Here is a 24960-nt window from a genome sequence, read left to right on the forward strand (position 1 = left end):
CAATGGAAAAGATTAAAGAATTAGAAGAAGAGATTGAAGAGTTATCCATTCAGCTTAGTGATATGCTTTGTGTGGCGTTGCTTTTAAGTGGAGTGAAGGAAGAAAAGATTCAAAATGCGTTAGATGCGTATATTGATAATCTTGATGATGAGAGTGTGGAATATGGAATCAAAGAGATTTTACAAAATATTGAGAATCTAAAAGCTACGCACCCTGCGTTGTTTAATAAGGCTAAGGTGTGCAAGTAAAGCGCATTGCGATTTTATTTAGTGGAAATGGAAGCAATTTAGAAGCACTGATTAATGCCTTGCATAATAAATGTTTTTGTGCTAGCGATTTACAGAATTTACAGAATTTAGAAGCACAGGAATTTTTAATCAGTGGAATCACAAATGCGTTTGTGGAGTGTGATTGTGTTGGGGGCGGTTTGAAGGAAGGAGATTTGAAGGAAGGCGCGTTTCAAAAAGACGCATTCCAAAAAGACGCATTTAAGGTTGAAGTCGTGCTAGCACTTAGCAATAAAAAAGACGCTTATGGTTTGGTGCGTGCTAAAAATCTTGGGATTAAAACGCAGGTTTTAGGGAGTGTAGCGTTTAAAGATAGGGCGGAGTTTGATAGGGAGCTTGTTTTGATTTTAAAGCCTTTAGAGTTAGATTTATGCGTGTTAGCGGGCTTTATGCGGATTTTAACCCCTATTTTTACAAACTCTATTAAAGCGGTTAATATCCATCCTTCACTTTTGCCGCTTTTTAAAGGCGCAAATGGAATGATGGAATCCTATCAAAGTCAAATGAAGTTAGGGGGTGTGAGCGTGCATTATGTCAGCGATGAGCTTGATAGCGGAGAGATAATCGCACAAGGCGTGCTTGTAAAGAAGCAAAAAGAAAGTTTGGAATCCTATGAAGCTAGGATTCATAAGCTAGAGCATTATTTGTATCCCTTAGCGGTGTTAGAAGTCTTATGGAAGCAGTAATGCAGGGTTTAAAATTTTTTATTATCAATTTAGCAAGTGCGAAGGAGCGGAGGGAGTATATTTCTAGGCTTTGTAGGAAGTATCAGCTAGATTATGAAATCATAGAGGCGGTAAATGGCAGGGAGCTAAGTGGAGAGGAGATAGAGCGTGTTAGTGATGCTAAGAGAAGCCATCAGTTGCTTGGAAGGACGCTGACGCAAGGGGAGATTGGCTGTGCTTTAAGCCATAAAAAAGCATTTGAGAGAATGTTTGCACTTGGATTAGAGGAGTGTGTGATTTTAGAAGATGATGCGTGGTTTGATGAGAGACTTGGGTATCTTTTAAGCTTGCGTAACAAGCTTCCTAAAGATTTAGAAGTGTTATTGCTTGGGCATTATAGGCAAGTGTATTTAGACGATGGATTCCGTGTAGAGTCGCCTTTTTCAAGGAGGTTTGACTTAAATTTGGATTCCACATTTCATTTAAAGCGGCTTGTTGGAGGTGGCTTTGGGACACACGCATTGTATTGGAAGCTTAAAGGGGCTAAAAAGATGTTTAGGCATTTAGAAAAAATATTTGTTCCTTATGATCATAGCACAAGTGATGATAAAGTGGTAAATGTTTATGCGCTTTATCCTGTTGTGGTGGAAACAGATTCTATTTTTGGCAGGGAAACCTCTGTGCAAGAAACCAATGCAAATCGCACAAAAAAGCGTCCTAAATGGCGCAAATATCTTAAAAGATTTAAAAAAGAAATATTATTTTTGATTCCAAGCTTTAAGGGATTAAGAGATTATGCATAAGATTTTCTATACTTTAGCAGAGTGCATTCCAATCAAAGTTTTAAGGAGACGCATTAAGGGGTTAAAAATTGCAAATTACGAGCATAAAGAAGTGGCAGAGTATTTAAATGTGCATTATGTGATTCCTTATTTTAAGGGGGAGTTAAAGCGGTGGGAGTTTGGGCAAAAGCAAGTTTTAGGGACGCAAAATATCATTTGGCAATTATGGTTTCAAGGAGAGGAGCAAGCACCTAAAATTGTTAAAGCTTGTTTGGATTCTGTGAAAAAACAAATGGGGAATACGCATAAAATTATTGTTTTAGATGAAAAAAGCATTGCAGATTATATAGATTTTCCACCTTTTGTGTTAGAAAGACTGCAAAAGGGTATTTTTAGCAAAACTTTTTTTTCGGATTTATTGCGTGTTGTGTTGCTAGCAACTTATGGGGGAGTTTGGCTAGATGCTACGATATTTTTAAGTGCTAGGATTCCCCAAGAGATTTTAGAGAAAGAATTTTTTGCCTTTTGTCGCTCACAAACTCCACCGCAGGATTACAAGCAGTGGATAAACTTTGATTATTGTTATTTTAGTTGGAATACTAATTTTAAGGTGAAGTTTAGTAGCTCTTTAATGCTAGCAAGGCAAAAGCAAAGTTTATGTTGCGCGCTTTTGGATTGTATGTTGGCGTATTGGCAGAGAGAAAAAGAGCTAAAACATTATTTTATTTTTCAAATCTTTTTTGAGCTTTTGGTGCAAAATCAGCAATTTTTGCATTGCAGAGACACTGCATTTGGCGATACTGCAATGCACTTGTTGCAGTTTTATGCAAAAAATCCTTATAATGCAGCATTATGGGATAGCATTAAAGAAAAATCAGCAGTGCATAAGCTCACTTATTTTAAGAATTTGCCACAAAATTCTATGGTAGATAAAGTTTTACAGGGCAAGTAATGACAATAGTAACAGCATTTTATGATATTAAAAGGGAACATTTAGATAGTTTTCAAAGGGATTATACAAAGTATTATGATTACTTCGCCTTTTGGGCAGGAGTTAAGAATCCTTTAATCATTTATACCACACAAGAGCATAAGGAAGCCATTTTACAGATTAGAAAAGCAAAGGGCTTAGAGGATTTAACGCAGGTGATTGTGAAGCCTTTGAGAGAGTTTGCACCTAATGCTTTAGAGAAAATCACAAAAGTTTTTCAAGATTTTAATCAAGCAAAGGGGCGCAAAAATCCTAAAAACATAGAATGCTTAAGTGCAGAATATTGTTATTTAGTGTATTGCAAGCCTTATTTTATTTGCGATGCGATTGAGCGGGGAATCGTTAATGATGGGATTTTATGGCTTGATTTTGGGTTTAATCACGGGGGTGAGTTTTATACAGATTCTAAGCAATTTGATTTTGTTTTAAGTCCGCAGGATTGTATTTGTAATGATAAAATCAATTGCTTTAAGCTTATAGAATCTAATAACGATAGAATTATTGATTTATATTATTCTATGGAAGTGGTTTTAATGGGTGGAGCATTGTATGCTAATAAGGAGAATTGGCTTAATTTTAAAGAGCATTTTCAAAAAGCATTAGGGGCTTTTATTTCTTTTAATATTTTTGATGATGATCAAATTTTGCTTTTATGGTGTGCTAGAAATTTTCCACAAAATTACCATATTATCCGCACTTATGAATGGTTTGGTGCATTGGATAATTTTATTCCTAAGGAAATTGCGCAAAATTTAAAGTGCAATATTAAGGAATTCTTACCCTATCGTCAAGCAAAGGTTAAGTTTAAAGAAGCATTGCAGCAGGGGAATTTTAAGCAATGTTTGCACTATGGATTTTTATATGTTTGGTATAAAGTGTTGAAAAATGCAGCCTAAAATCTCTATTATTATCCCTGTTTTTAATGTGGAACAATACATTGCAGAATGCTTAGAGTCTTGCATACATCAAACTTTAAAAGAGATTGAAATCCTTATTGTTGATGATTGTGGAAGTGATAGAAGCATAGAAATTGCAAGGGAATATGCAAGTAGGGATTCTAGGATTAAAATCATCAAAAATGCAGAAAATCAAAAGCTAATGCTAGCACGCTTTGAAGGAGCAAAGGAAGCAAAAGCAGATTATATAATGTTTTTAGACTCTGATGATTTTTTAGATTTAAATGCGTGTGAGCTAGCATTACAAGATGGGTTTGATTATATTGCTTTTGGAGCATTTCAGTTTTATGATGGTGGGGATAAGCAGGAGTTTTTTACTTTTGAGAAGCAGGAGTTTTTAAGCTTGGAGGATTATGTTAATTGGTTGTATGGGCAAAAATATCCTAATCAATCTATTTGGGGAAAGTTAGTTAAAAAAGAGAAATATTTAAAGGCGATAAACTTTTTTAATCCAAGTAAAATTTTAATGGCAGAAGATGTTTTGGTTAATTTTTTCTTAATTTGTGAATGCGAGCGATTTTTAAATTTATCTAATGTTTTATATTATTATCGCTTTAATCCACATTCTACATCGCATACAAAAAATATTAAAAAAATAAAGGAAAATTATAAAGATTTAGAATTTGTCTTAGACACGATACAAAACCATTCTAGCAAAAATAAAAAAATCGCGTCTTTATATTTTTTGTTGCTAAAAGATGAATTACAAAAGACTGCCTTAAAAATTAAATCTATGGAGGGGGGATTGTGTGTTTTGGATAAGCTGGAGCGATTTTTCTTTCAAAGGTATTTTGCGCTAAGAAGAAAAATAAGAATAAAATGTGGAATTTGATGGATTTATTAAAGTGAGTTTGGAATTTGCATATTATTAAGAAAATCTAAAGCCATCCAATCTTTTACGATAAGATTTTCAATATCCACTTCTTCTATCTTTTTTGTAAAAAACTTTTTTGGCATAATCACTATTTTATTTTTGTTGTCTAAAAGAAAAGCAGCCCACCAACTAAAAGTGGAGTTTGCAATAATAGCATTTTGGCAGCTCCGCATAAGCTCCATTTCTTCAACAGCATCCCCTTCGTCATTACTTTCAATAAATTCAAAAACTACGGCATTTGTGATTTCAGGATGAAGCGTTTCTAAAAAATGATCTTTGCACCATTGTATAGCATTACTAAAGATAAATATGTGAGGTTTTTCTATTTTATTTTTGATGATTTTTAAGCTTTTATTGTAGTAGTTTGTTTGGCATAAATCTATAAATAAGGGATTGTTTAAATAATCCCCACGCCGAATGTGTAAAAAGCAGGAATTTTTCGTAGATAAAATATAATCTTTAATGTTTTGATTCTTTGAGTTTAATGGAGTTTTAAGAGTAAAGTCATTTTTTAGCATTTGTTCAATGGTAATGAAGTATTTTACATTTTGAAAAAGTCCCAAGAAGTAGCTGTTTTCATCAAAGTTATTTTTTATAAAATGTTCATAAGTCAAATCAGCATCTTTATAATAGAGGAAATTTATATTTTTGTAAGCGATATTTTTTGGGTAAAAAATTGTTAATAATTCTAGCGAATTGATTTTTTGGAATTTTGAAATCATAAGTGATTGGAATAGTAAGATTAAAGCGATTGATTTCAAATTTTCTTTGGGGTGTGGCTTTTTTTAAATCTTCATCGTGATAATCTAAAAACACTTGAGCTTCTTTCTGCAAACTAAGAGCTTTTGCAAAAGCATAGCAAAACATTTGATTCCCTAATCCACCCATTAATCTTACAATCATTATATGTCCTTATTCTGCTATGGCATAGGCTCTAGTTTCACGGATAACGCTTACCTTCACTTCGCCTGGATATTGCACGCTAGATTTTATATCCTTTGCGATGTCCTTTGCTAAGAGATAGGCTTCATCATCGTTAATGTCTTCGGATTTTACAATCACACGCACTTCCCGTCCAGAGTTGATTGCATAGGCGTGTGAAACACCTATTTTGGAAGTGGCGATTTTTTCTATCTCGCTGACGCGCCTTAGGTAGTTCTCTAGCACTTCGCGCCTTGCTCCGGGGCGTGCTGCTGAGAGTGCATCTGCTGCACAAACTGCCGCTGCTTCAATGCTTTTTATCTCTTCTAAGCCGTGGTGAGAGAGAATCGCGTTTAAAACCACAGAAGGCTCATTATATCGCCTTGCAATCTCTAGCCCAAGCTCTGTGTGCGTGCCTTTAAAATCGTGTGTGCGTGCCTTGCCGATGTCGTGGAGTAGTCCAGCCCTTGTGGCAAGTAGGCAATCTCCACCAAGCTCTGCAGCGATGATTCCGGCTAAATTGGCAACTTCTAGGGAGTGCGCAAGGGCGTTTTGTCCGTAGCTTGCGCGGTATCGGAGTTTTCCTATGAGTTTTTTGACTTCTGGATGGATTCCATTAAGCCCTAAGTCAAGCACAACTTGTTCACCTTCTTTATACACATTTTCTTCAAACTCCTTAAAGCATTTTTGATAAATTTCTTCAATGCGTGCAGGTTGGATTCTGCCATCTTCTAGTAAGCGTTTAATTGTTTCTACTGCAATTGCGCGGCGGTAAAGATTGTGTGAACTTACAAGAATTGTATTTGGTGTATCATCAATGATAATGTCCACGCCACAAAGCATTTCTAAAGTTTTGATGTTGCGACCTTCTTTTCCAATAATGCGTGCCTTTAAATCATCGCTTGGAAGCGTGATGCTTTGGATAAGCCGCTCTGCTGCAAATTCTCCTGCAAAGCGTGAAGTCGCCAATGCTAGAATATAATTTGCCTTTTTCTTAGCAATTTCTCTTGCCTGTGTTTCTTGCTCTCTTATAATTTTGGCTGCTTCTAGTTTGGATTCCTCTTTGATGTGCTCTAAAAACATTTGTTTGGCTTCATTTTTTGTGAGGTTTGTTATTTTTGTTAGATTTTGTGTGAGTTCCTCAAGCTTTGCATTGTAGGTTTTTTTTAATTGTTTTAGGGATTCTTGTTCTTGTAAAAGTGCATTGCGATTCTTATTTAGCAAATGTTTTTCTTTTTCAAAGAGTAGTAAATTGGATTCGTATTCTTTTAAGATTCTACTGCTTTCTTTATCAGCGTGAAGTTTCGCTTCTAGTTCAATGTCTTTAGCCTTGATTTTAGATTCTTGCAAAAGTTTTTCTGCTTCGTATGTAATTGCTTTTGATGCTGCCTTTGCTTGTTCAAGCTGGGCTTCTAGTTTTGTGCGTGAGAGTTTGCGCGCTATAAGATAACTACCCCCTCCAGCGACAACTGCGGAGATAATGGAACTTGTAACAACCCATATTAACATTGTAAATATCCTTAAGTTTTAGGGTAGCAAAGGGAGAAATAAAACTATCTGCTTGTAAATCATAAGGTTGCGTGATTTTTTGGTGTGTAAGATTTAATGCACGGCATATAAAAATTGTTTGTGGTTTTGTTTTTAAAGTGCTAAAAAATCTGTCATACATTCCTTTGCCAAATCCTATGCGTTTAAATGTTTTATCCATTCCAATCACTGGGACAATTGCATAATCAAGTTTAAAAAGTTTAAAAGAGGAATCGTAAGATTCATAAACGCCAAAAGCCCCTCTCTGTATTGGAAGTCTATATTTTACAATTTTAAAACTGATACCCTGCATAAAAGGTAAAAAAATTTGCACCCCCTTTTTTCTTTTGTAGATGTGCAAAAGTTTTCTGCTGTCAAATTCTATGGGTAAGGGGTAATACAATAAAAGATTAATAGGGCGTTTGCCTTTATGGGTAGAAAATAAGCGTTCAAGCTCTGTCTTTAGGGAATTTTGGATTTTATAATCTAGCCACAATGCGTTGTTTTTGCGTGCGATTTTTGTAAGATTTGCTTTAAAGATTTTGCGGTAATTTGCCTTTAAATCAGACATTTTTTCTCTTTGTGAAGGCATAAAAAAGTGTGAAAAACACGCCACATTGTAGCAAAAATAACAAAAAGTGCATAAGATAAATTTGCGATTCCTTTTGTGTGGTATTATTGGAATCTAAAATCGCATAAAATACAAAAGCCATTCCAAGTCCTATTAAATAGCCGATTTGCTTGCGTTTATCAAGCCAAGATAGCACAGATTTTTTGACAAAAATTAATGTTTCAGCCCGTCCTAAATAATCCCCAAAAATAAAGGTGATTTGATACAGGCAATACACTAAAAGTGCTCCAAAAAATGTGTTTGGGAAGAGCAAGTATGCTAAAATGTAGCAAAAAGGAATCAACTCAATACCTAAGAGAATTGCCTTATAAGGCTTTTCTTTTAGGATTTTTGTGTAAAAAAAGGTCAAAATCCAAGCCCCAAGCGCAAGTGCGATTCCACCTAGGGAGTAGATTTTAGGATTTAAGGGAGCATAGATGATAAACACGCTCCCTAAAGAACAGCCTAAAAACAGGGAGTTTAAAAGCTTGTATAAAAGATAGAATCGTAAATGTATCGTGCGCATTACCAAGTGTATTTCACGCCCCCGCTAAAGGTGTGTTCAAACTCATAAGGATAATACGCACCACTTACAACAACAGCGTTTTTGTGGTTTGTAAGATTATTCACAGACGCATACACTTCAAAGTCCTTAAAGGCGTAACTTGCACTAAGATTTAGGCTTTGGTAGTTTGGCGTTTTATCTTGCGTGTTGTTAAAATCGTTGTAATCATACATTTTTGAGCCATATTTATAATGCACGCCTAGATTAAGGTTTGTAAGGGGTAAGTAGTTTAGACTTGCAGTGAATGTATGCTTAGAAACGCCCGGAATCTTTTTATCCTTATATTCGCTACTTTTAATCTTGGCATTAACATAGGCATAACTTAGTGTAGAGTAAAGCGATGCGCTATATTGCGTGGTAAATTTCATCTCTCCGCCTATTCTTTGTGTTTTGCCTAAGCTTTGGTTTGCACTAACCCCTGTAAGCTTGCTAAATCCAAAAAAGGCTTCATCTTTGCCTTGAATCACAAAGGCATTTGCACTAATGGTGTGGATTTTAAAGATTCCTTTTGTGCCGATTTGATAAGTATCAAAAGTGGCGACATCAAGGTAAGGATTAGCAACAGGTGTGAAGTTTATAGGGTCATAATACAATAACCAATCCACATTTGGCACATTAAAACTGCGTGCATAGGATGCAAAAAGTGAGATTTGACTATTCAGTGCGTAATTATAGCCTAGCTCTCCGCCAAAGAGATTGTATTGTTTGCTGTAAATATCGCTTTGCTTTGTGATGATGCGCTGTGTTGAAACGCCGGCATTAAATGTGGAATCGTTAATGTATTTTTCACCATTGAGATACAAAAGTAGTGATTCCACTTCTGCTTTTTGCCCTAGATTTTGGCGTGTGTTTTGGCGAATCTCTCCACCAATTTCTGCCAAATAGGAAGTGCTTTTAAATTGTGAATTAAAATTAGAAAAAAGCCCCTTGCCTTCATATTTAGAATTATAATTGACATAATTGCTTACATTGCGGCTTCCACCGATATTAACATCTGTTACTACGCCTAAATCACTAAAGTTTGTAAAGCCAGTAGAATAAGTCAAGTCCCAGCGTTTTTGATGCGTGTGTCCATTACCTGCTAGACTTGGATTGAGTGCAAAGGCATCTTTAGAAATTGGGTTTGCGTATTTGATTCCGTATTTTGCGTAGTTTAAATTTGTTTTTAAGAGCAAATCATTGCTAGGATAGAAAAACGCCGTGATTCCACCATTTTTGTTATAGCTTCCGCTTTTCTCATCGCCTAGATTGCTTAGATAACGCTCTCCTTGTGTGTGTTGGTATTGCCCATACACTCCAATATTGAAGGTATCTCTTATAGAGCGTGTGAAAAATTGTGAATTTAGCGTCCCATAACTTGCATAGTTGAGATTGAGTGCGCCGCCATTTTTGCGATTTGTTGTGATTTTTAAGATTCCACTAATCGCCCCATTTCCGTATTTTGTTGTGCCTTTTGCACGGATAATTTCTATTTTTTGGATAGAATCTAGCGGAATGCTATTAAGCGAAATAGGTGCGGAATCTATGTTTTCAAATAGGATTCCATCTACAACAATGGCAAGGTTTTTATGTCCGTTTTGCCCAAAGCCGCGCAAGTCAATGTTTTGCGTGTAAGGGTTGCCATAGTTAGAACGGATTGTAAGTAGGGAATTTGTGTTTAAAAAGTCGTAGATGTTTTGGGCATTAGAGAGTGCAATGCTTTGTGTGTCAAACACTTCTTTAAAATCCCCATTCTCCACAAACTCTTCAGCTAAGATTACAGAAAGTTTAAGATTCTTATTGGCAGAATCTGATTTTTCAAGCAATGCGGTATTTTGGCTTTGTGCAAGCAATGCAGTGTGTAGTGCCAAAATCGCCGCAAGGGAAAAATACTTCTTTCTAAATCCTTTTGGACAAAGATTTTTGTGATTTTTTTTCATTTTGTGAAAAGCTCCTTAAATTTTTGTTTCAGAAAACATTAAAAAACCTTTTGGATTCCGTGTTTTAAGAATTTTTTAGGTTTTTCTAAGCTCTTTTTATTATATAATTTTTTAGCTAAAGTATTGACAATAAAAGCAAAAAAGAGTAGAATTCCAACTCTCTTTTTAAGAGTTTTAAAATATGCTGGCGTAGCTCAGTTGGTAGAGCAGCTGCCTTGTAAGCAGCAGGCCGGGGGTTCGAGTCCCTTTGCCAGCTCCATAGAATTTACTAAATTTTTTCAGTGTTTGACCAGTCTATATGTAATAATTTTTGGGGTGAGATACTCAAGTGGCCAACGAGGGCAGACTGTAAATCTGCTGTCTCCGACTTCCGTGGTTCGAATCCACGTCTCACCACCATAGCCGTGCGGGAGTAGCTCAGTTGGCTAGAGCATCAGCCTTCCAAGCTGAGGGTCGCGGGTTCGAGCCCCGTTTCCCGCTCCATACTGGGAGCTGATTCTACATTTTTCTTTATCAGCAGAACACTTTAAAATAAATTTATGTATTTTTATTTATGCCCATATAGCTCAGTGGCAGAGCACTTCCTTGGTAAGGAAGAGGTCGGCGGTTCAATCCCGCTTATGGGCTCCAGTTTTTCAAAGGGTGCAGATTGCACAATTTTTAAATTTTACAAAAGTTATGATGGAATTGTAGAAAATGTACGATTCTTAATTTTAAAATCGGTAAAAATAGTGTAGAATATCCGCTATTTTAAACTTACAAATTTTTAGGAGAGGCTTATGGCTAAGGAAAAATTTAACAGAGGAAACAAACCTCATGTAAATGTTGGGACAATCGGGCATGTTGACCACGGCAAAACAACGCTAAGTGCTGCAATTTCTGCTGTTCTATCACAAAAAGGTTTAGCAGAGTTAAAAGACTATGACAATATTGATAATGCTCCAGAAGAAAAAGAGCGTGGGATTACCATTGCAACTTCTCACATTGAATACGAAACAGAGAAAAGACACTATGCGCATGTAGATTGCCCCGGACACGCTGATTATGTTAAAAATATGATTACAGGTGCTGCACAAATGGATGGAGCAATTCTTGTTGTTTCAGCGGCAGATGGTCCTATGCCACAAACAAGGGAGCACATTTTATTATCGCGTCAAGTGGGTGTTCCTTATATCGTGGTATTTATGAATAAGCAAGATATGGTAGATGATGAAGAATTACTAGAGCTTGTAGAAATGGAAATTAGAGAGTTGTTGTCAAGTTATGAATTCCCGGGTGATGATACCCCTATTATCGCAGGTTCTGCGCTTAAAGCTCTTGAAGAGGCAAAAGGTGGTAATCTTGGGGAGTGGAGTGAGAAAATTATGAAGCTTATGGATGCAGTAGATGACTATATTCCAACTCCTGTGCGTGAAACAGATAAGACTTTCTTAATGCCAATTGAAGATGTATTTTCCATTGCCGGTCGTGGAACAGTTGTTACAGGAAGAATTGAAAGAGGAATTGTAAAAGTTGGTGATGAAATTGAAATTGTTGGAATCCGTGATACGCAAAAGACAACGGTAACTGGCGTTGAGATGTTTAGAAAAGAACTTGATCAGGGTGAAGCAGGGGATAATGTTGGTGTGCTTCTAAGAGGAACAAAAAAAGAGGAAGTGGAAAGAGGTATGGTTTTATGTAAGCCCGGTTCTATCACGCCACATAAAAAGTTTGAAGGTGAAATCTATGTGCTTTCAAAAGAGGAAGGCGGAAGACACACTCCATTTTTTAATGGTTATAGACCACAATTTTATGTAAGAACAACAGATATCACAGGTTCTATCCAATTGCCAGATGGTGTAGAAATGGTAATGCCCGGCGATAACATTAAAATCACGGTTGAACTGATCAATCCGATTGCACTTGAAGAAGGAACACGCTTTGCGATTCGTGAAGGTGGTAGAACTGTTGGTGCGGGTGTTGTGACTAAGATTATTGAATAGGCTTAACAAATGGCTAAAGGAAATCGCATAAAAATTGGACTTAAATGTTCTGAGTGTGGTGATATTAATTACAGCACAATGAAAAATGCTAAAACCACTACAGAAAAACTGGAGCTTAAAAAGTTCTGCCCAAGACTAAATAAACATACAATTCATAAAGAAATAAAGCTAAAAAGCTAAGGATTCCTTTCCTTGGCTAGTATTATGTAGGTCAGTAGCTCCAATGGTAGAGCGTCGGTCTCCAAAACCGAGTGATGGGGGTTCGAGTCCCTCCTGGCCTGCCATTTTGGAATAAAGAGAGACAATTTAGCAATGAAGAAACTAATTACCTATTATAAATTATCCAAAGAAGAATTATCCAAAGTCATTTTTCCTACAAAAGAACAGGTGAGGAATGCTTTTATTTCTGTGGTTCTTGTTGTAACGGTTATTGCTTTATTTTTGGTATTAGTTGATTTCATACTTGGTAGTTTTGTTTCTAGTATTTTATAAATTAGGATTTGTTTATGGCGTTGTATTGGTATGCAATTCAAACATATTTTGGTAGTGAACAAGCTGTAAAGCGTGGGATTGAAAATCTCGTAAGAGAACATCACTTAGAAGAAAGAATTACAGATATTGTTGTCCCTACGGAAGATATTATTGAAGTTAAAAACAATAAGAAAAAAATTAGTGAGCGCAGTCTTTATCCCGGATATGTTTTTGTAAAAGTGGATTTAGATACAGCATTGTGGCATACCATTCAATCCTTGCCTAAAGTGAGTCGTTTTATTGGAGAATCCAAGAAACCAACGCCATTAAGTGAAGCTGATATTAATCATATTATTGAAAAAGTGCAGAATCGTGCGGCTCCAAAACCAAAAATTATTTTTGAAGCAGGAGAGGTTGTGAGAATTATTGAAGGTCCTTTTGCTAATTTCACAGGCACTGTTGAAGAATACGATATGGAACATCGTAAACTGAAACTTAATGTTTCTATTTTTGGGCGTAGCACTCCTATTGAAATCTTTTATTCTCAAGTGGAAAAAATCGTTTAATTATTAAAAACAAGGATAAGTTATGGCAAAAAAAATTGTTGGCGAGCTTAAACTTCAAATCCCAGCAGGAAAAGCAAATCCATCTCCTCCCGTAGGTCCAGCTTTAGGACAACGCGGTGTGAATATTATGGAGTTTTGTAAAGCTTTTAATGAAAAAACAAAAGATATGGGGGATTTTAATATTCCTGTCATCATCACGGTTTATCAAGATAAAAGTTTTACATTTATTACAAAAAAACCGCCTGTTACAGATTTGATTAAAAAAGCTGCTGGAATCCAAAAAGGTTCTGATAATCCTTTAAAAAATAAAGTTGGCAAATTAACAAAAGCGCAGGTTTTAGAGATTGTAAAAACTAAAATGGACGACTTGAATGCTAACACAGAAGAAGCGGCGATTAAAATTGTTGAAGGAAGTGCTCGTAGTATGGGCATTGAAGTTGTAGATTAAAAAGACGCGTTGGAGTATAGGAATGGCAAAAAAATTAACAAAAAGAATGCAAAATCTTCTTAATAAAGTGGAATGCACAAAAATATACGATATTACAACCGCTTCTGCAATGGTTAAGTCTTTAGCATCGGCTAAGTTTGATGAAACGGTTGAAGTTGCGTTAAGTTTGGGTGTGGATCCAAGACACGCTGATCAAATGATTCGTGGAGCAGTTGTGTTGCCAAATGGAACAGGTAAGAGTGTGCGTGTAGCAGTTTTTGCAAAAGGCGCGAAAGCTGATGAAGCAAAAGCGGCGGGAGCTGATGTTGTGGGCGATGATGACTTAGCAGAGCAAATTAAAAATGGCGATTTGAATTTTGATATGGTGATTGCAACGCCTGATATGATGGCATTAGTGGGTAAAGTAGGTAGAATCCTAGGACCAAAAGGTTTAATGCCAAACCCAAAAACAGGCACGGTTACAATGGAAATCTCAAAAGCCGTAAGCAACGCAAAGAGCGGACAGGTTAATTATCGTGTTGATAAAAAAGGGATTATTCACGCTCCTGTTGGCAAGGCAAGTTTTGATGCAAAAAAACTTGAAGAAAATATTATTGCACTCGTAAAAAATATTAATAAGCAAAAGCCAGCAAGCGCAAAGGGAAAATACATTAAAAATGCAACGCTAGCATTAACAATGAGTCCGTCTCTAACATTAGACACGCAAGAACTCATTGATATGAAATAATTTATTCTTGTTTTTATCTTAGGCTAATGACTATGGGGGCTTAAGGCTTAAAAATTACCCTATATAAGTCTTTCGTCTGAAAGGAGGTTAATGATGACAAAAGCGGAAAAAACCACTCTAATTGAGAATCTTACTGCGGAATTTAAAGCATCTAGTGCAATTATTATTTGTGATTATAAAGGCTTATCGGTTAAAGAATTGGAATCTTTAAGGGCAAATGCAAGAGAGCAAAATGCAAAAGTCCAAGTCATTAAAAACACGCTTGCATCCATTGCTTTAAAAAATTCTAGTATTGAAGGATTAGAGTTAAAAGAAAATAATATTTTTGTTTGGAGTGAAGATCAAATTTCCCTAGCAAAAGTAATTAGTAAATTTTCAAGCTCTGTGGGTGGAAAATTGGTAATTAAGACTGGCTGCTTTGAAGGTGAAGTTGTGGATGCAAAGCATATTGAAGTTGTTTCAAAACTACCTTCTAAAGAAGAGCTTATTGGTATGTTGTTGTCTGTTTGGACTGCTCCTGCTCGTTATTTTGTTACAGGGTTGGATAATTTACGCAAAGAAAAAGAAGCACAATAAATAGGAGAAAATTATGGCAATTTCAAAAGAAGAGGTATTAGAGTATATTGGGAATCTTTCAGTAATGGAGCTTTCAGAGCTTGTAAAAGCCTTTGAAGAGAAGTTTGGTGTATCAGCAGCTCCAACGGTTGTTGCGGGTGCTGTTGCTGGTGGTGGAGCAGCTGCTGCTGAAGAAAAGACTGAGTTTGATGTTATCCTTACAGAGAGTGGCGATAAGAAAATTAATGTCATTAAAGTTGTAAGAGAAGTAACAGGACTTGGATTAAAAGAAGCAAAAGATGCAGTTGAGAAAACTCCTTTTACCATTAAAGAGGGCATCAAGAAAGAAGATGCTGATGCTATTAAAGCGAAATTTGAAGAAGCTGGTGCAAAAGTCGATATTAAATAATTTTTGGGGATCTTGTGTCCCCATTTCATTTTTCTTCCAAAATTCTACATTTATTATAGAGGTAAAATATGCCAGTGAGTTTAAAATCCGGAAATAGATTGAGAGTTGATTTTACAAAGATTCCTCAAAACATTGCAGTTCCTAATTTGCTTCAATTACAAAGAAATAGTTATGATAATTTTTTGATGACAAGTGAAGCAAATGAGTCTGGGCTTGAAAAAGTCTTCAAATCCATTTTTCCCATTCACGATGCACAAAATAGAATTAGTTTGGAGTATGCAGGTTGTGAGTTTGGAAAACCACGCTACACAGTTAGGGAAGCAATGGAGAGAGGTTTAACCTATTCAATTCCGCTAAAAATTAAAATCCGTTTAGTGCTTTGGGAGAGAGATGAAAAGACAGGAGAAAAGTTAGGCGTTAAAGATATTAAGGAGCAAAGCATTTTTGTGCGTGAGATTCCTTTGATGACAGAGCGCACAAGTTTTATTATTAATGGAGTTGAAAGAGTTGTAGTCAATCAGCTCCATAGAAGCCCAGGGGTTATTTTTAAAGAGGAAGAATCTTCAAGCACTTCTAATAAGCTTGTTTATACAGGACAGATTATTCCTGATCGTGGCTCTTGGTTGTATTTTGAATACGATGCAAAGGATACTTTATTTGTGCGTGTTAATAAGCGCAGAAAAGTGCCTGTTACGATTCTATTTAGAGCACTTGGTTATTCAAGGCAGGATATTTTAAAAATGTTCTATCCGCTATTGAATATCAAGTTTAAGAGTGGAAAGTATTTAATCCCTTTTGATCCGGAAGAATTCGTTGGGCGTGTGGAATTTGACATCAAAGATCCAAAAGGTAATCTAATTATTGCCGCTGGAAAACGCTTGACTGCAAAAAAAGCAAAAACCCTAAAGGAAGAAAAATTAAATATGATTGAGTATCCCTTTGATATTCTCATTAATCGTTATTTGGCAGAACCAATCATAGATAAAGCCACTGGTGAAGTGCTTTTTGATGCGCTTACGCTAATGGATGAGAGCAAGCTTAAAAAGCTTGCGGAGTTAAATATTAATGATTTTGTCATTGCTAATGACTTAGCAGTTGGTGTGGATGCGTCTATTATTAATGCATTTATTGCAGATGCGGAATCCTTAAAGCTATTAAAGCAAACAGAAAAGATTGATAATGAAAATGACTTGGCGATGATTCGTATTTATAAGGTGATGCGTCCAGGGGAACCTGTTACAAAAGAAGCGGCAAAACAATTTATACAGCAGCTTTTCTTTGATCCAGAAAGATATGATTTAACGCGCGTTGGGCGTATGAAAATGAATCATAAATTAGACATTGGCGTGCCAGACTATGTTACAGTGCTGACACACGAAGACATTATTAAAACCGTGCGTTATCTAATGCGCGTGAAAAATGGGCAAGGTAGAATTGATGATAGGGATCATTTAGGGAATCGTAGAATCCGTGCCATTGGAGAATTGCTAGCAAATGAACTTCACACGGGGCTTGTGAAAATGCAAAAGGCAATCCGTGATAAGCTTACAACGATTAGCACAGGTTTAGAAGAGCTAATGCCGCACGATTTGGTCAATTCCAAGATGATTACAGGCACAATTTTAGAGTTTTTCACAGGCGGACAACTCTCGCAATTTATGGATCAAACAAATCCACTCTCAGAAGTTACGCACAAAAGAAGGCTATCTGCTCTTGGTGAAGGGGGCTTGGTAAAAGAGCGTGCAGGATTTGAAGTGCGTGATGTGCATCCAACGCATTATGGAAGAATTTGTCCGATTGAAACGCCAGAGGGGCAAAATATTGGTTTAATCAACACGCTTTCAACTTATGCAAAAGTCAATGAGCTAGGCTTCATTGAAGCCCCTTATCGCAAGGTGGTTGATGGCAAGGTAACAGATGAAATTGTGTATTTAACAGCAACGCAAGAAGAAGGCGCAGTGATTGCTCCTGCAAGCACGATTTTAACAAGCAATCAGACAATTAAAGAAGAGATGATTGAAGTGAGAAAAGATGGTGAAATCGTTTTAATGGAATCCAAAAAGGTAGATTTAATTGATCTTAGCCCTAGAATGATTGTTGGAGTTGCTGCAAGTTTGATTCCATTTTTAGAACACGATGACGCTAATCGTGCGCTTATGGGTTCAAATATGCAGCGCCAAGCAGTGCCTTTGCTTAAGCCAGATGCGCCAGTAGTTGGGACAGGAATTGAAAAAATTGTTGCACGCGATTCTTGGGAAGCAACAAAAGCTTTGCGTAGCGGAATCGTAGAAAAAGTAGATGCTAAAAATATTTATGTTTTGGGCGAAGATGAAAATGGTGCTTTTATTGATCATTATTCTTTGCAAAAAAACTTAAGAACAAATCAAAACACTTCTTTTTCACAATGTCCTATTGTGAAAGCGGGTGAGCAAGTAGAAGCGGGACAAGTGATTGCAGATGGTCCAAATATGGATCAAGGAGAATTGGCACTGGGTAAGAATATCCGTGTAGCCTTTATGCCTTGGAATGGATATAACTTTGAAGATGCGATTGTTGTGAGTGAGAAGCTTATCCGCAATGATGCTTTTACTTCTATTCATATCTATGAAAAAGAAATTGAAGCTAGAGAGTTAAAACACGGAGTTGAGGAAATTACGCGTGATATTCCAAACATTAGAGAAGAAGAATTAGCGCATCTTGATGAGAGTGGAATCGTAAAAATTGGAACTTATGTAACAGGTGGAATGATTCTTGTAGGGAAGGCTTCACCAAAGGGAGAAGTTAAACCAACTCCAGAGGAAAGATTGTTGCGCGCAATTTTTGGAGAAAAGGCAGGACATGTGGTGAATAAATCTCTTTATTGTCCTCCAAGTTTAGAGGGCACTATTGTTGATGTAAAAATCTTTACAAAAAAGGGTTATGATAAAGATAAAAGGGCTATTGCTGCTTATGAGGAGGAAAAATCTCGCCTTGATTTAGAGCATCACGATAAGTTATTGATGTTAGATAGAGAGGAATCTCTACGCATTAGTTCCATTTTGTCTAAAGAGAAGCTAGTAAGTGTTGCAAAAATTGGTGATAAAGAGTATAAAAAAGGTAGTGTGATTCCAAAGGCGGATTTGGAAAATGTCAATCGCTTTGCAATGGGAACGCTGATTAAAAGTTATGCAAAAGAGATTCAAAGTGCTTATGATGCGCTTAAGGCAAATTTCTTAGAGCAAAAGAAAAACCTAAGCCAAGAACACGAAGAGAAACTCTCCATTATTGAAAAAGATGATATTTTGCCAAGCGGTGTGGTGAAGCTTGTAAAAATTTATGTTGCAACAAAACGCAAGCTAAAAGTTGGGGATAAAATGGCAGGGCGACACGGAAATAAAGGGATTGTGTCAAATATTGTGCCAGAAGTGGATATGCCTTATACAAAAGATGGGCGTCCAGTAGAAATTGTCCTAAATCCTTTGGGTGTGCCAAGTCGTATGAATATTGGACAGATTTTAGAAGTGCATTTAGGTCTTGTTGGTAAGAATTTAGGCGAGCAAATTGCAAATATTTTTGAGCAAGAAAAGGAAAAATGGATTCTAACATTGCGCACTAAAATGTTAGAAATTGCGGAAAATTCTAATATGAAATCTGCTAAGGCATTTTTAGAAAAACTTGATGATGAAGCTTTATTAAGCTTTGCTAGAGATTGGAGCAATGGCGTGAAGTTTGCAACGCCTGTGTTTGAAGGAGTAAATGCGCAAGAGTTTGAAAAACTTTTTGCATTGGCAAAGATTGATGCAGATGGTAAAACAGAGCTTTATGATGGGCGCACGGGTGAAAAAATGATGGAACGCGTGAATGTAGGCTATATGTATATGCTAAAGCTCCACCATTTAGTTGATGAAAAAGTGCACGCAAGAAGCACAGGTCCCTACTCTTTAGTAACACAACAGCCAGTGGGCGGTAAAGCACTTTTTGGGGGGCAAAGATTTGGAGAAATGGAAGTTTGGGCATTGGAGGCTTATGGGGCAGCACATACGCTTAAAGAAATGCTAACCATTAAGTCTGATGATGTTGAAGGTAGGGTTAAAGCCTATAAGGCAATCACAAGGGGAGAAGCCGTTAAGGAATCTGAGATTCCAGAGACTTTTTATGTTTTAACAAAAGAGTTGCAAAGTTTAGCACTTGATGTGAATGTTTTTGTAAAGAATCAAGAGGGTGTTAATGAAGAGGTGATGATTAAAGAGGAGAATCGTCCAAGTGATTTTAATGCTTTTCAATTACTTCTTGCTAGCCCAGAAAAAATTAGAAGTTGGAGTCACGGGGAGGTTAAAAAGCCAGAAACTATCAATTATCGCACACTAAAGCCAGAAAGAGATGGGCTATTTTGTGCAAAAATTTTTGGTCCTGTTAGGGATTATGAATGCCTTTGTGGAAAATACAAGAAAATGCGTTACAAAGGCGTTGTGTGTGAAAAATGTGGTGTGGAGGTAACAAGCTCTAAAGTGCGCCGCTCAAGAATGGGGCATATTGAGCTAGTAACGCCTGTGGCGCACATTTGGTATGTGAATTCCCTGCCTAGTAGAATCGGAACGCTTTTGGGTGTTAAAATGAAAGATTTAGAGCGTGTGTTGTATTATGAAGCCTATATTGTTAAGCAACCAGGAGAAGCATTTTATGATAATGAAGGCACAAAACCTGTTGCAAAATACGATGTCTTAAATGAGGAGCAATACCAAAGTTTAGCGCAGAGGTTTGAGCATACAGGATTTGTGGCGCAAATGGGTGGAGAGGTAGTTAAAGAATTGCTTGAAGATTTAGATTTGGTGGATTTAATTACTACGCTAAAAGAGGCAATTAGCGCAACAAATTCTGAGGCTAAGAAAAAAACCATCATTAAGCGTTTAAAGGTTGTGGAAAGCTTTGTAGTTTCTGGTGGGCAGAATCGCCCTGAGTGGATGATGCTAACAGTGCTTCCTGTGCTTCCGCCAGATTTAAGACCGCTTGTTGCCTTAGATGGTGGTAAATTTGCTGTAAGTGATGTGAATGACTTATACCGCCGCGTGATTAATCGCAACCAAAGATTAAAGCGTTTGATTGAGCTTGATGCTCCTGAAATTATTGTGCGCAATGAAAAAAGAATGCTGCAAGAATCTGTAGATGCTCTCTTTGATAATGGCAGAAATGCAAATGCGGTTAAAGGGGCAAACAAGCGTCCATTAAAATCGCTTTCAGAGATTATTAAAGGGAAGCAAGGGCGATTCCGTCAAAACTTGCTTGGAAAGCGCGTGGATTTCTCTGGGCGTTCTGTCATTGTTGTGGGACCAAATTTAAGAATGGACCAATGCGGGTTGCCAAAAAATATGGCACTAGAGTTATTTAAGCCACACATTCTAGCAAAATTAGAAGAAAAGGGTTATGTTACGACGCTAAAGCAAGCTAAGAAAATGATTGAACAAAAAAGCAATGAAGTGTGGGAATGCTTACAAGAAATTGTTGAAGATTATCCTGTGATGTTAAATCGTGCGCCAACATTGCATAAGCAGTCCATTCAAGCCTTCCATCCCAAATTGATTGATGGCAAGGCGATTCAATTGCATCCGCTTGTGTGTGCAGCGTTTAATGCGGACTTTGATGGTGATCAAATGGCAGTGCATGTGCCACTCTCTCAAGAGGCAATTACAGAATGTAAGCTTTTAATGCTAAGTTCTATGAATATTCTTTTGCCAGCAAGCGGTAAAGCAGTTACCGTTCCTAGCCAAGATATGGTTTTAGGTTTGTATTATCTCTCCTTAGAGAGAGACGATTCTAAAGGGGAGCATAAGTTGTTTTCAAACATTAACCAAATCCATATTGCATTAGAAGCAGGTGTGGTGGAGGTTAGCTCCAAAGTGCGCGCCTATGTGGAAGATAGAATTATAAATACAACCATTGGTAGAATGATTTTAAAGTCTATTTTGCCAGATTTTGTTCCGATACATTTGTGGAATAGAGTGCTTAAAAAGAAAGACATTGCAAATTTAATTGATTATGTGTATAAAGAAGGCGGTGTTGGAATTACTGCAAGCTTTTTGGATAATCTAAAAAATCTAGGTTTCAAATATGCAACAAAAGCGGGAATTTCAATTTCAGCAGATGATATTATTGTGCCAGATGGTAAAAATAAAGTTGTAGAGGGTGCTAAGAAAAAGGTTAAAGATATTCAAGCACAATTTGGAGCAGGTTTATTAACAGAGCAAGAGAGATATAATAAAATCATTGATGTTTGGACAGATACCAATAATGCTTTAGGCAATACGATGATGAAGCTTATTGAAAATGATAAAGAGGGCTTTAACTCTATTTATATGATGGCAGATTCTGGTGCTAGAGGTAGTGCAGGGCAGATTAGACAGCTCTCTGCAATGCGTGGTTTGATGGCAAAGCCTGATGGAACAATTATTGAAACGCCCATTACTTCAAACTTTAAAGAGGGCTTAAATGTGTTGGAATACTTTATTTCCACACACGGCGCAAGAAAAGGTCTAGCAGATACCGCGCTTAAAACTGCAAATGCAGGGTATTTAACAAGAAAGCTCATTGATGTGAGTCAGAATGTTAAAGTTGTCATAGATGATTGTGGCACAAATGAAGGGGTTGAGATTACAGACATTACCGTTGGGAGTGAGTTGATTGAACCCTTAGAAGAAAGAATCTTTGGGCGTGTGATTGCAGAGAATATCATTGATCCTATTACAAATGAGATTCTAATTAGCGATGGCACTCTTATTGATGAAGAAAAAGCACGCAAGGTTAAAGAAGCAGGTGTGAAGTCTGTGATTATCCGCACACCTGTAACTTGTAAGGCGGAAAAAGGCGTGTGTGCCAAATGCTATGGACTAAATTTAGGGGAGTCAAAAATCTCTAAAATTGGAGAAGCAGTAGGTGTTGTTGCAGCACAATCCATTGGAGAGCCTGGAACTCAGCTTACACTTAGGACATTCCATATTGGTGGAACAGCAAGCAGAAGCCAAGAGGAAAGACAAGTTGTTGCAGACAAAGAAGGTTTTATTCGCTATTATAATGTTAAAACTTATAAGAATCGCGATGGCAAAACCATTGTTTCTAATCGTAGAAATGCAGCAATCTTGCTTGTTGAGCCAAAGATTAAAGCGCCTTTTGAGGGTGAGCTAAAAGTTGATGTTGTGCACGATGAAGTCATTGTTTCTGTGATTGGAGAGAAAGAAATTGCGAAATTTATACTTAGAAAGTCTGATGTTGCAAAACCTAATGAGCTTGCAGGGATTACAGGGAAGATAGAAGGAAAATTCTATATCCCATATCCTAGCGGACATTATGTGCGTGATGAGGGCAGTATTGTAGATATTATTAAAGATAGTTGGAATATTCCTAATCGTATTGCGTATGCAAGTGAGTTAAAAGTTGAGGATAATGCTCCCATTACGCAAAAAATCTTTGCTAAAGACGAAGGGATTGTGAAATATTACTACTTGCAAGGGGATCATTTAGAGCGTTATCACGGAATCAAAAAAGGCGATAAAGTAACAGAAAAGGGTTTATTTGCTGTGATTGCTGATGCATACGAACAAGAAGCAGCACGCCATTATATTGCACGGGATTCCATTATTGAAGTTGAGGATAATCAATCTGTTAGCAAAAACACATTGATTGCTAAACCACAGAGTGATGAGCATATTGTAATTGCAGATTGGGATCCTTATTCTAATCCAATTATTGCAGAAGAGGCAGGAACGATTAAGTTTGAAGACATTATCCCCGGAGTTACGGTCTCTGAGCAAACTGATGAGCTAACAGGGCAAACAAGATTAGTAGTGAATGAATACATTGCTACTGCTTTTAAGCCAATGCTTGTGTTATCTACTCCAAAAGGCGGATTAATCCGTTATGCGTTAGATCCCAAAACAGCGATTTTTGTAGCAGATGGTGCGAAAGTTGAGATGGCAGACATTTTAGCAAAAACACCAAAAGCACTTGTGAAATCTAAGGATATTACAGGAGGTCTTCCAAGAGTTTCTGAACTCTTTGAAGCAAGAAAGCCAAAAGATCCCGCAGTGCTTGCAGAGATTGATGGAATCGTAAGTTTTGGAAAACCAATTCGTGGCAAAGAGAAGATTATTGTTACAGCAAATGATGGCAGAGTTGCGGAATATTTGATTGATAAGTCTAAGCAGACTTTAGTGCATGAAGGAGAGTTTGTGCACGCAGGTGAGGCAATCACCGATGGTGTTGTGGCGAGTCAAGATATTTTACGCATTGGCGGTGAGAAAGAGCTTTATAAATACATTGTTAGTGAAGTGCAACAAGTGTATCGTCGCCAAGGGGTTAGCATTGCAGATAAGCATATTGAGATTATCGTTTCTCAAATGTTGCGCCAAGTTAGAATCTATGATAGTGGTAATACGAAGTTTATTGAAGGCGATCTTGTGAGCAAGCGTCATTTTAAAGAAGAGAATGCACGCATTATTAAAATGGGTGGAATCCCAGCAATTGCAGAGCCTATGCTTTTGGGTATCACACGCGCAGCGATTGGGAGTGATTCTGTCATTTCAGCAGCTTCCTTCCAAGAAACGACAAAAGTGCTTACAGAAGCAAGCATTGCAGCAAAAGTGGATCATTTAGAAGATTTAAAAGAGAATATTGTTCTAGGGCGTATGATTCCAGTTGGAACAGGGATTTACAAAGGGAAAAAGATTAAGATTAAAGAAAATTAGTTGTTAGTGTTGCAAGAGAGTGCGTTGATTAAGGTTATTTAAACCTTAATTTAAGTGAGAATAAAGTGTGATTTGCATATAATCCGCTTCATTTTCTTTATTAAAATTTTTAGAAGGAATACAAGTGCCAACAATTAATCAGTTGATTAGAAAAGAGCGAAAAAAGGTTATTAAAAAGTCAAAATCTCCTGCTTTAGTGGTTTGCCCTCAAAGAAGAGGAGTTTGCACGCGCGTTTATACTACAACGCCTAAAAAGCCTAACTCAGCGTTAAGAAAAGTAGCAAAAGTTAGATTAACAAGTGGATTTGAGGTGATTAGCTATATCCCGGGTGAGGGACATAATCTACAAGAGCATTCCATTGTGTTAATCCGTGGTGGAAGGGTGAAAGACTTACCGGGTGTTAAGTATCACATTGTTCGTGGGGCGCTAGATACAGCAGGTGTTGCAAAACGCACGGTTTCACGCAGCAAATATGGTGCTAAAAAAGCAAAGGGTGATGCAGGAGGTAAAAAATAATGCGAAGAAGAAAAGCTCCACAAAGGGAAGTGTTAGGAGATCCTATTTATAATAACATTGTTGTAACAAAATTCATTAACAAAATGATGTATGATGGCAAAAAAAGTGTTGCAGAAAAAATTATTTACGCAACATTTGACAAAATTGAAGAGAAAACAAAAGAAAAGGGCATTGAAACCTTTGAAAAAGCTTTAGAAAAAGTTAAACCGCTTGTGGAGGTAAGAAGCAGAAGGGTAGGTGGAGCAACTTACCAAGTGCCTGTTGAAGTGCGTCCTGCAAGACAGCAATCTTTATCCATTCGTTGGTTATTGGATTCTGCTAGAAAAAGGAATGAACGCACAATGATTGAAAGATTAGCAAATGAACTCATTGATGCTGCAAATGAGCGTGGTGCAGCTTTTAAGAAAAAAGAAGATGTGCATAAGATGGCGGAAGCTAACAAGGCGTTTGCACATTATCGTTGGTAATTTATGC

Annotated in this window: 23 protein-coding genes and 5 tRNA genes; 22 read left to right on the top strand and 6 right to left on the bottom strand. The window is 37.0% G+C overall.

Annotated features, from left to right (window positions below):
• Positions 1–2 precede the first annotated feature (2 nt).
• From MRZ19_RS01260 to MRZ19_RS01285, 6 genes are read left to right on the top strand one after another with little or no spacing between them, the layout of a single operon-like run.
• Positions 3–248, top strand: a complete 246-nt coding sequence (locus MRZ19_RS01260) for a hypothetical protein (protein WP_291029560.1) — start codon at positions 3–5, stop codon at positions 246–248.
• Positions 239–973, top strand: coding sequence for a phosphoribosylglycinamide formyltransferase (locus MRZ19_RS01265; RefSeq protein ID WP_291029561.1), 735 nt, complete (start codon positions 239–241; stop codon positions 971–973). Before MRZ19_RS01260 ends, MRZ19_RS01265 begins: the two co-directional genes overlap by 10 nt.
• The gene (locus MRZ19_RS01270) at positions 973–1755 is read left to right on the top strand and encodes a glycosyltransferase family 25 protein (RefSeq protein ID WP_291029562.1); all 783 of its coding nucleotides are present in this window, start codon (positions 973–975) and stop codon (positions 1753–1755) included. The genes MRZ19_RS01265 and MRZ19_RS01270 overlap by 1 nt, the downstream gene beginning before the upstream one ends.
• The gene (locus tag MRZ19_RS01275; RefSeq protein WP_291029563.1) at positions 1748–2686 is read left to right on the top strand and encodes a capsular polysaccharide synthesis protein; all 939 of its coding nucleotides are present in this window, start codon (positions 1748–1750) and stop codon (positions 2684–2686) included. Before MRZ19_RS01270 ends, MRZ19_RS01275 begins: the two co-directional genes overlap by 8 nt.
• The gene (gene yibB / locus MRZ19_RS01280; RefSeq protein WP_291029564.1) at positions 2686–3621 is read left to right on the top strand and encodes a protein YibB; all 936 of its coding nucleotides are present in this window, start codon (positions 2686–2688) and stop codon (positions 3619–3621) included. The genes MRZ19_RS01275 and yibB overlap by 1 nt, the downstream gene beginning before the upstream one ends.
• Positions 3611–4513 carry a glycosyltransferase family 2 protein gene (locus tag MRZ19_RS01285; protein WP_291029565.1) on the top strand — a complete coding sequence of 301 codons (903 nt, stop codon included), beginning with the start codon at positions 3611–3613 and terminating at the stop codon, positions 4511–4513. The genes yibB and MRZ19_RS01285 overlap by 11 nt, the downstream gene beginning before the upstream one ends.
• A gap of 8 nt (positions 4514–4521) precedes the next feature.
• On the opposite strand, the gene MRZ19_RS01290 is transcribed toward MRZ19_RS01285, so the two are convergent.
• Genes MRZ19_RS01290 through MRZ19_RS01315 form a run of 6 tightly spaced genes read right to left on the bottom strand, consistent with a single transcriptional unit; the run spans position 4522 to position 10097 of the window.
• Positions 4522–5169, bottom strand: a complete 648-nt coding sequence (locus tag MRZ19_RS01290) for an alpha-1,2-fucosyltransferase (protein WP_291029566.1) — start codon at positions 5167–5169, stop codon at positions 4522–4524.
• A gap of 10 nt (positions 5170–5179) precedes the next feature.
• Complete coding sequence (locus MRZ19_RS01295; RefSeq protein WP_291029567.1) at positions 5180–5458, bottom strand: hypothetical protein; 279 nt, start codon at positions 5456–5458, stop codon at positions 5180–5182.
• Between the two features lie 9 nt (positions 5459–5467).
• Positions 5468–6985: a ribonuclease Y gene (rny, locus tag MRZ19_RS01300; protein ID WP_291029568.1), complete on the bottom strand. Its 1518-nt coding sequence runs from the start codon at positions 6983–6985 to the stop codon at positions 5468–5470.
• On the bottom strand, positions 6927–7574 hold the full coding sequence (locus MRZ19_RS01305; protein WP_291029569.1) for a 5-formyltetrahydrofolate cyclo-ligase: 648 nt from the start codon (positions 7572–7574) through the stop codon (positions 6927–6929). The genes rny and MRZ19_RS01305 overlap by 59 nt, the downstream gene beginning before the upstream one ends.
• Positions 7567–8139, bottom strand: a complete 573-nt coding sequence (locus MRZ19_RS01310; protein WP_291029570.1) for a hypothetical protein — start codon at positions 8137–8139, stop codon at positions 7567–7569. Before MRZ19_RS01310 ends, MRZ19_RS01305 begins: the two co-directional genes overlap by 8 nt.
• The gene (locus MRZ19_RS01315) at positions 8139–10097 is read right to left on the bottom strand and encodes a TonB-dependent receptor (protein ID WP_291029571.1); all 1959 of its coding nucleotides are present in this window, start codon (positions 10095–10097) and stop codon (positions 8139–8141) included. The genes MRZ19_RS01310 and MRZ19_RS01315 overlap by 1 nt, the downstream gene beginning before the upstream one ends.
• A gap of 183 nt (positions 10098–10280) precedes the next feature.
• On the opposite strand from MRZ19_RS01315, the gene MRZ19_RS01320 reads away from it, so the two are divergent.
• From MRZ19_RS01320 to rpsG, 16 genes are all read left to right on the top strand, one after another.
• A tRNA-Thr gene (locus MRZ19_RS01320) sits at positions 10281–10356 on the top strand.
• A 55-nt stretch (positions 10357–10411) separates the two neighbouring features.
• Positions 10412–10496 (top strand) — tRNA-Tyr (locus MRZ19_RS01325).
• A 7-nt stretch (positions 10497–10503) separates the two neighbouring features.
• Positions 10504–10580: transfer RNA gene (locus MRZ19_RS01330), tRNA-Gly, on the top strand.
• A gap of 72 nt (positions 10581–10652) precedes the next feature.
• Positions 10653–10727 (top strand) — tRNA-Thr (locus tag MRZ19_RS01335).
• A gap of 149 nt (positions 10728–10876) precedes the next feature.
• The gene (tuf, locus tag MRZ19_RS01340) at positions 10877–12079 is read left to right on the top strand and encodes an elongation factor Tu (RefSeq protein ID WP_291029572.1); all 1203 of its coding nucleotides are present in this window, start codon (positions 10877–10879) and stop codon (positions 12077–12079) included.
• Positions 12080–12088: 9 nt separating this feature from the next.
• Positions 12089–12259 carry a 50S ribosomal protein L33 gene (gene rpmG / locus MRZ19_RS01345; protein WP_291029573.1) on the top strand — a complete coding sequence of 57 codons (171 nt, stop codon included), beginning with the start codon at positions 12089–12091 and terminating at the stop codon, positions 12257–12259.
• 28 nt (positions 12260–12287) lie between these two features.
• A tRNA-Trp gene (locus MRZ19_RS01350) sits at positions 12288–12363 on the top strand.
• Positions 12364–12391: 28 nt separating this feature from the next.
• The gene (secE, locus tag MRZ19_RS01355) at positions 12392–12571 is read left to right on the top strand and encodes a preprotein translocase subunit SecE (protein WP_291029575.1); all 180 of its coding nucleotides are present in this window, start codon (positions 12392–12394) and stop codon (positions 12569–12571) included.
• A 20-nt stretch (positions 12572–12591) separates the two neighbouring features.
• Positions 12592–13116 (top strand): transcription termination/antitermination protein NusG, encoded by a 525-nt coding sequence (nusG, locus tag MRZ19_RS01360; RefSeq protein WP_291029616.1) that lies wholly within the window; start codon positions 12592–12594, stop codon positions 13114–13116.
• Between the two features lie 22 nt (positions 13117–13138).
• Positions 13139–13564 (top strand): 50S ribosomal protein L11, encoded by a 426-nt coding sequence (gene rplK, locus MRZ19_RS01365; protein WP_291029577.1) that lies wholly within the window; start codon positions 13139–13141, stop codon positions 13562–13564.
• 22 nt (positions 13565–13586) lie between these two features.
• Positions 13587–14291 (top strand): 50S ribosomal protein L1, encoded by a 705-nt coding sequence (gene rplA, locus MRZ19_RS01370; RefSeq protein ID WP_291029579.1) that lies wholly within the window; start codon positions 13587–13589, stop codon positions 14289–14291.
• 93 nt (positions 14292–14384) lie between these two features.
• Complete coding sequence (gene rplJ / locus MRZ19_RS01375; RefSeq protein ID WP_291029618.1) at positions 14385–14867, top strand: 50S ribosomal protein L10; 483 nt, start codon at positions 14385–14387, stop codon at positions 14865–14867.
• 13 nt (positions 14868–14880) lie between these two features.
• Complete coding sequence (gene rplL / locus MRZ19_RS01380; protein WP_291029581.1) at positions 14881–15255, top strand: 50S ribosomal protein L7/L12; 375 nt, start codon at positions 14881–14883, stop codon at positions 15253–15255.
• A gap of 68 nt (positions 15256–15323) precedes the next feature.
• Positions 15324–23969: a DNA-directed RNA polymerase subunit beta/beta' gene (locus MRZ19_RS01385; RefSeq protein WP_291029583.1), complete on the top strand. Its 8646-nt coding sequence runs from the start codon at positions 15324–15326 to the stop codon at positions 23967–23969.
• 124 nt (positions 23970–24093) lie between these two features.
• Complete coding sequence (rpsL, locus tag MRZ19_RS01390) at positions 24094–24486, top strand: 30S ribosomal protein S12 (RefSeq protein WP_291029585.1); 393 nt, start codon at positions 24094–24096, stop codon at positions 24484–24486.
• On the top strand, positions 24486–24953 hold the full coding sequence (gene rpsG / locus MRZ19_RS01395; protein ID WP_006655945.1) for a 30S ribosomal protein S7: 468 nt from the start codon (positions 24486–24488) through the stop codon (positions 24951–24953). The genes rpsL and rpsG overlap by 1 nt, the downstream gene beginning before the upstream one ends.
• Positions 24954–24960: the final 7 nt, after the last annotated feature.

Origin of the sequence: Helicobacter sp. (genome assembly GCF_022770205.1) — a bacterium.
GTDB lineage: Bacteria > Campylobacterota > Campylobacteria > Campylobacterales > Helicobacteraceae > Helicobacter_D.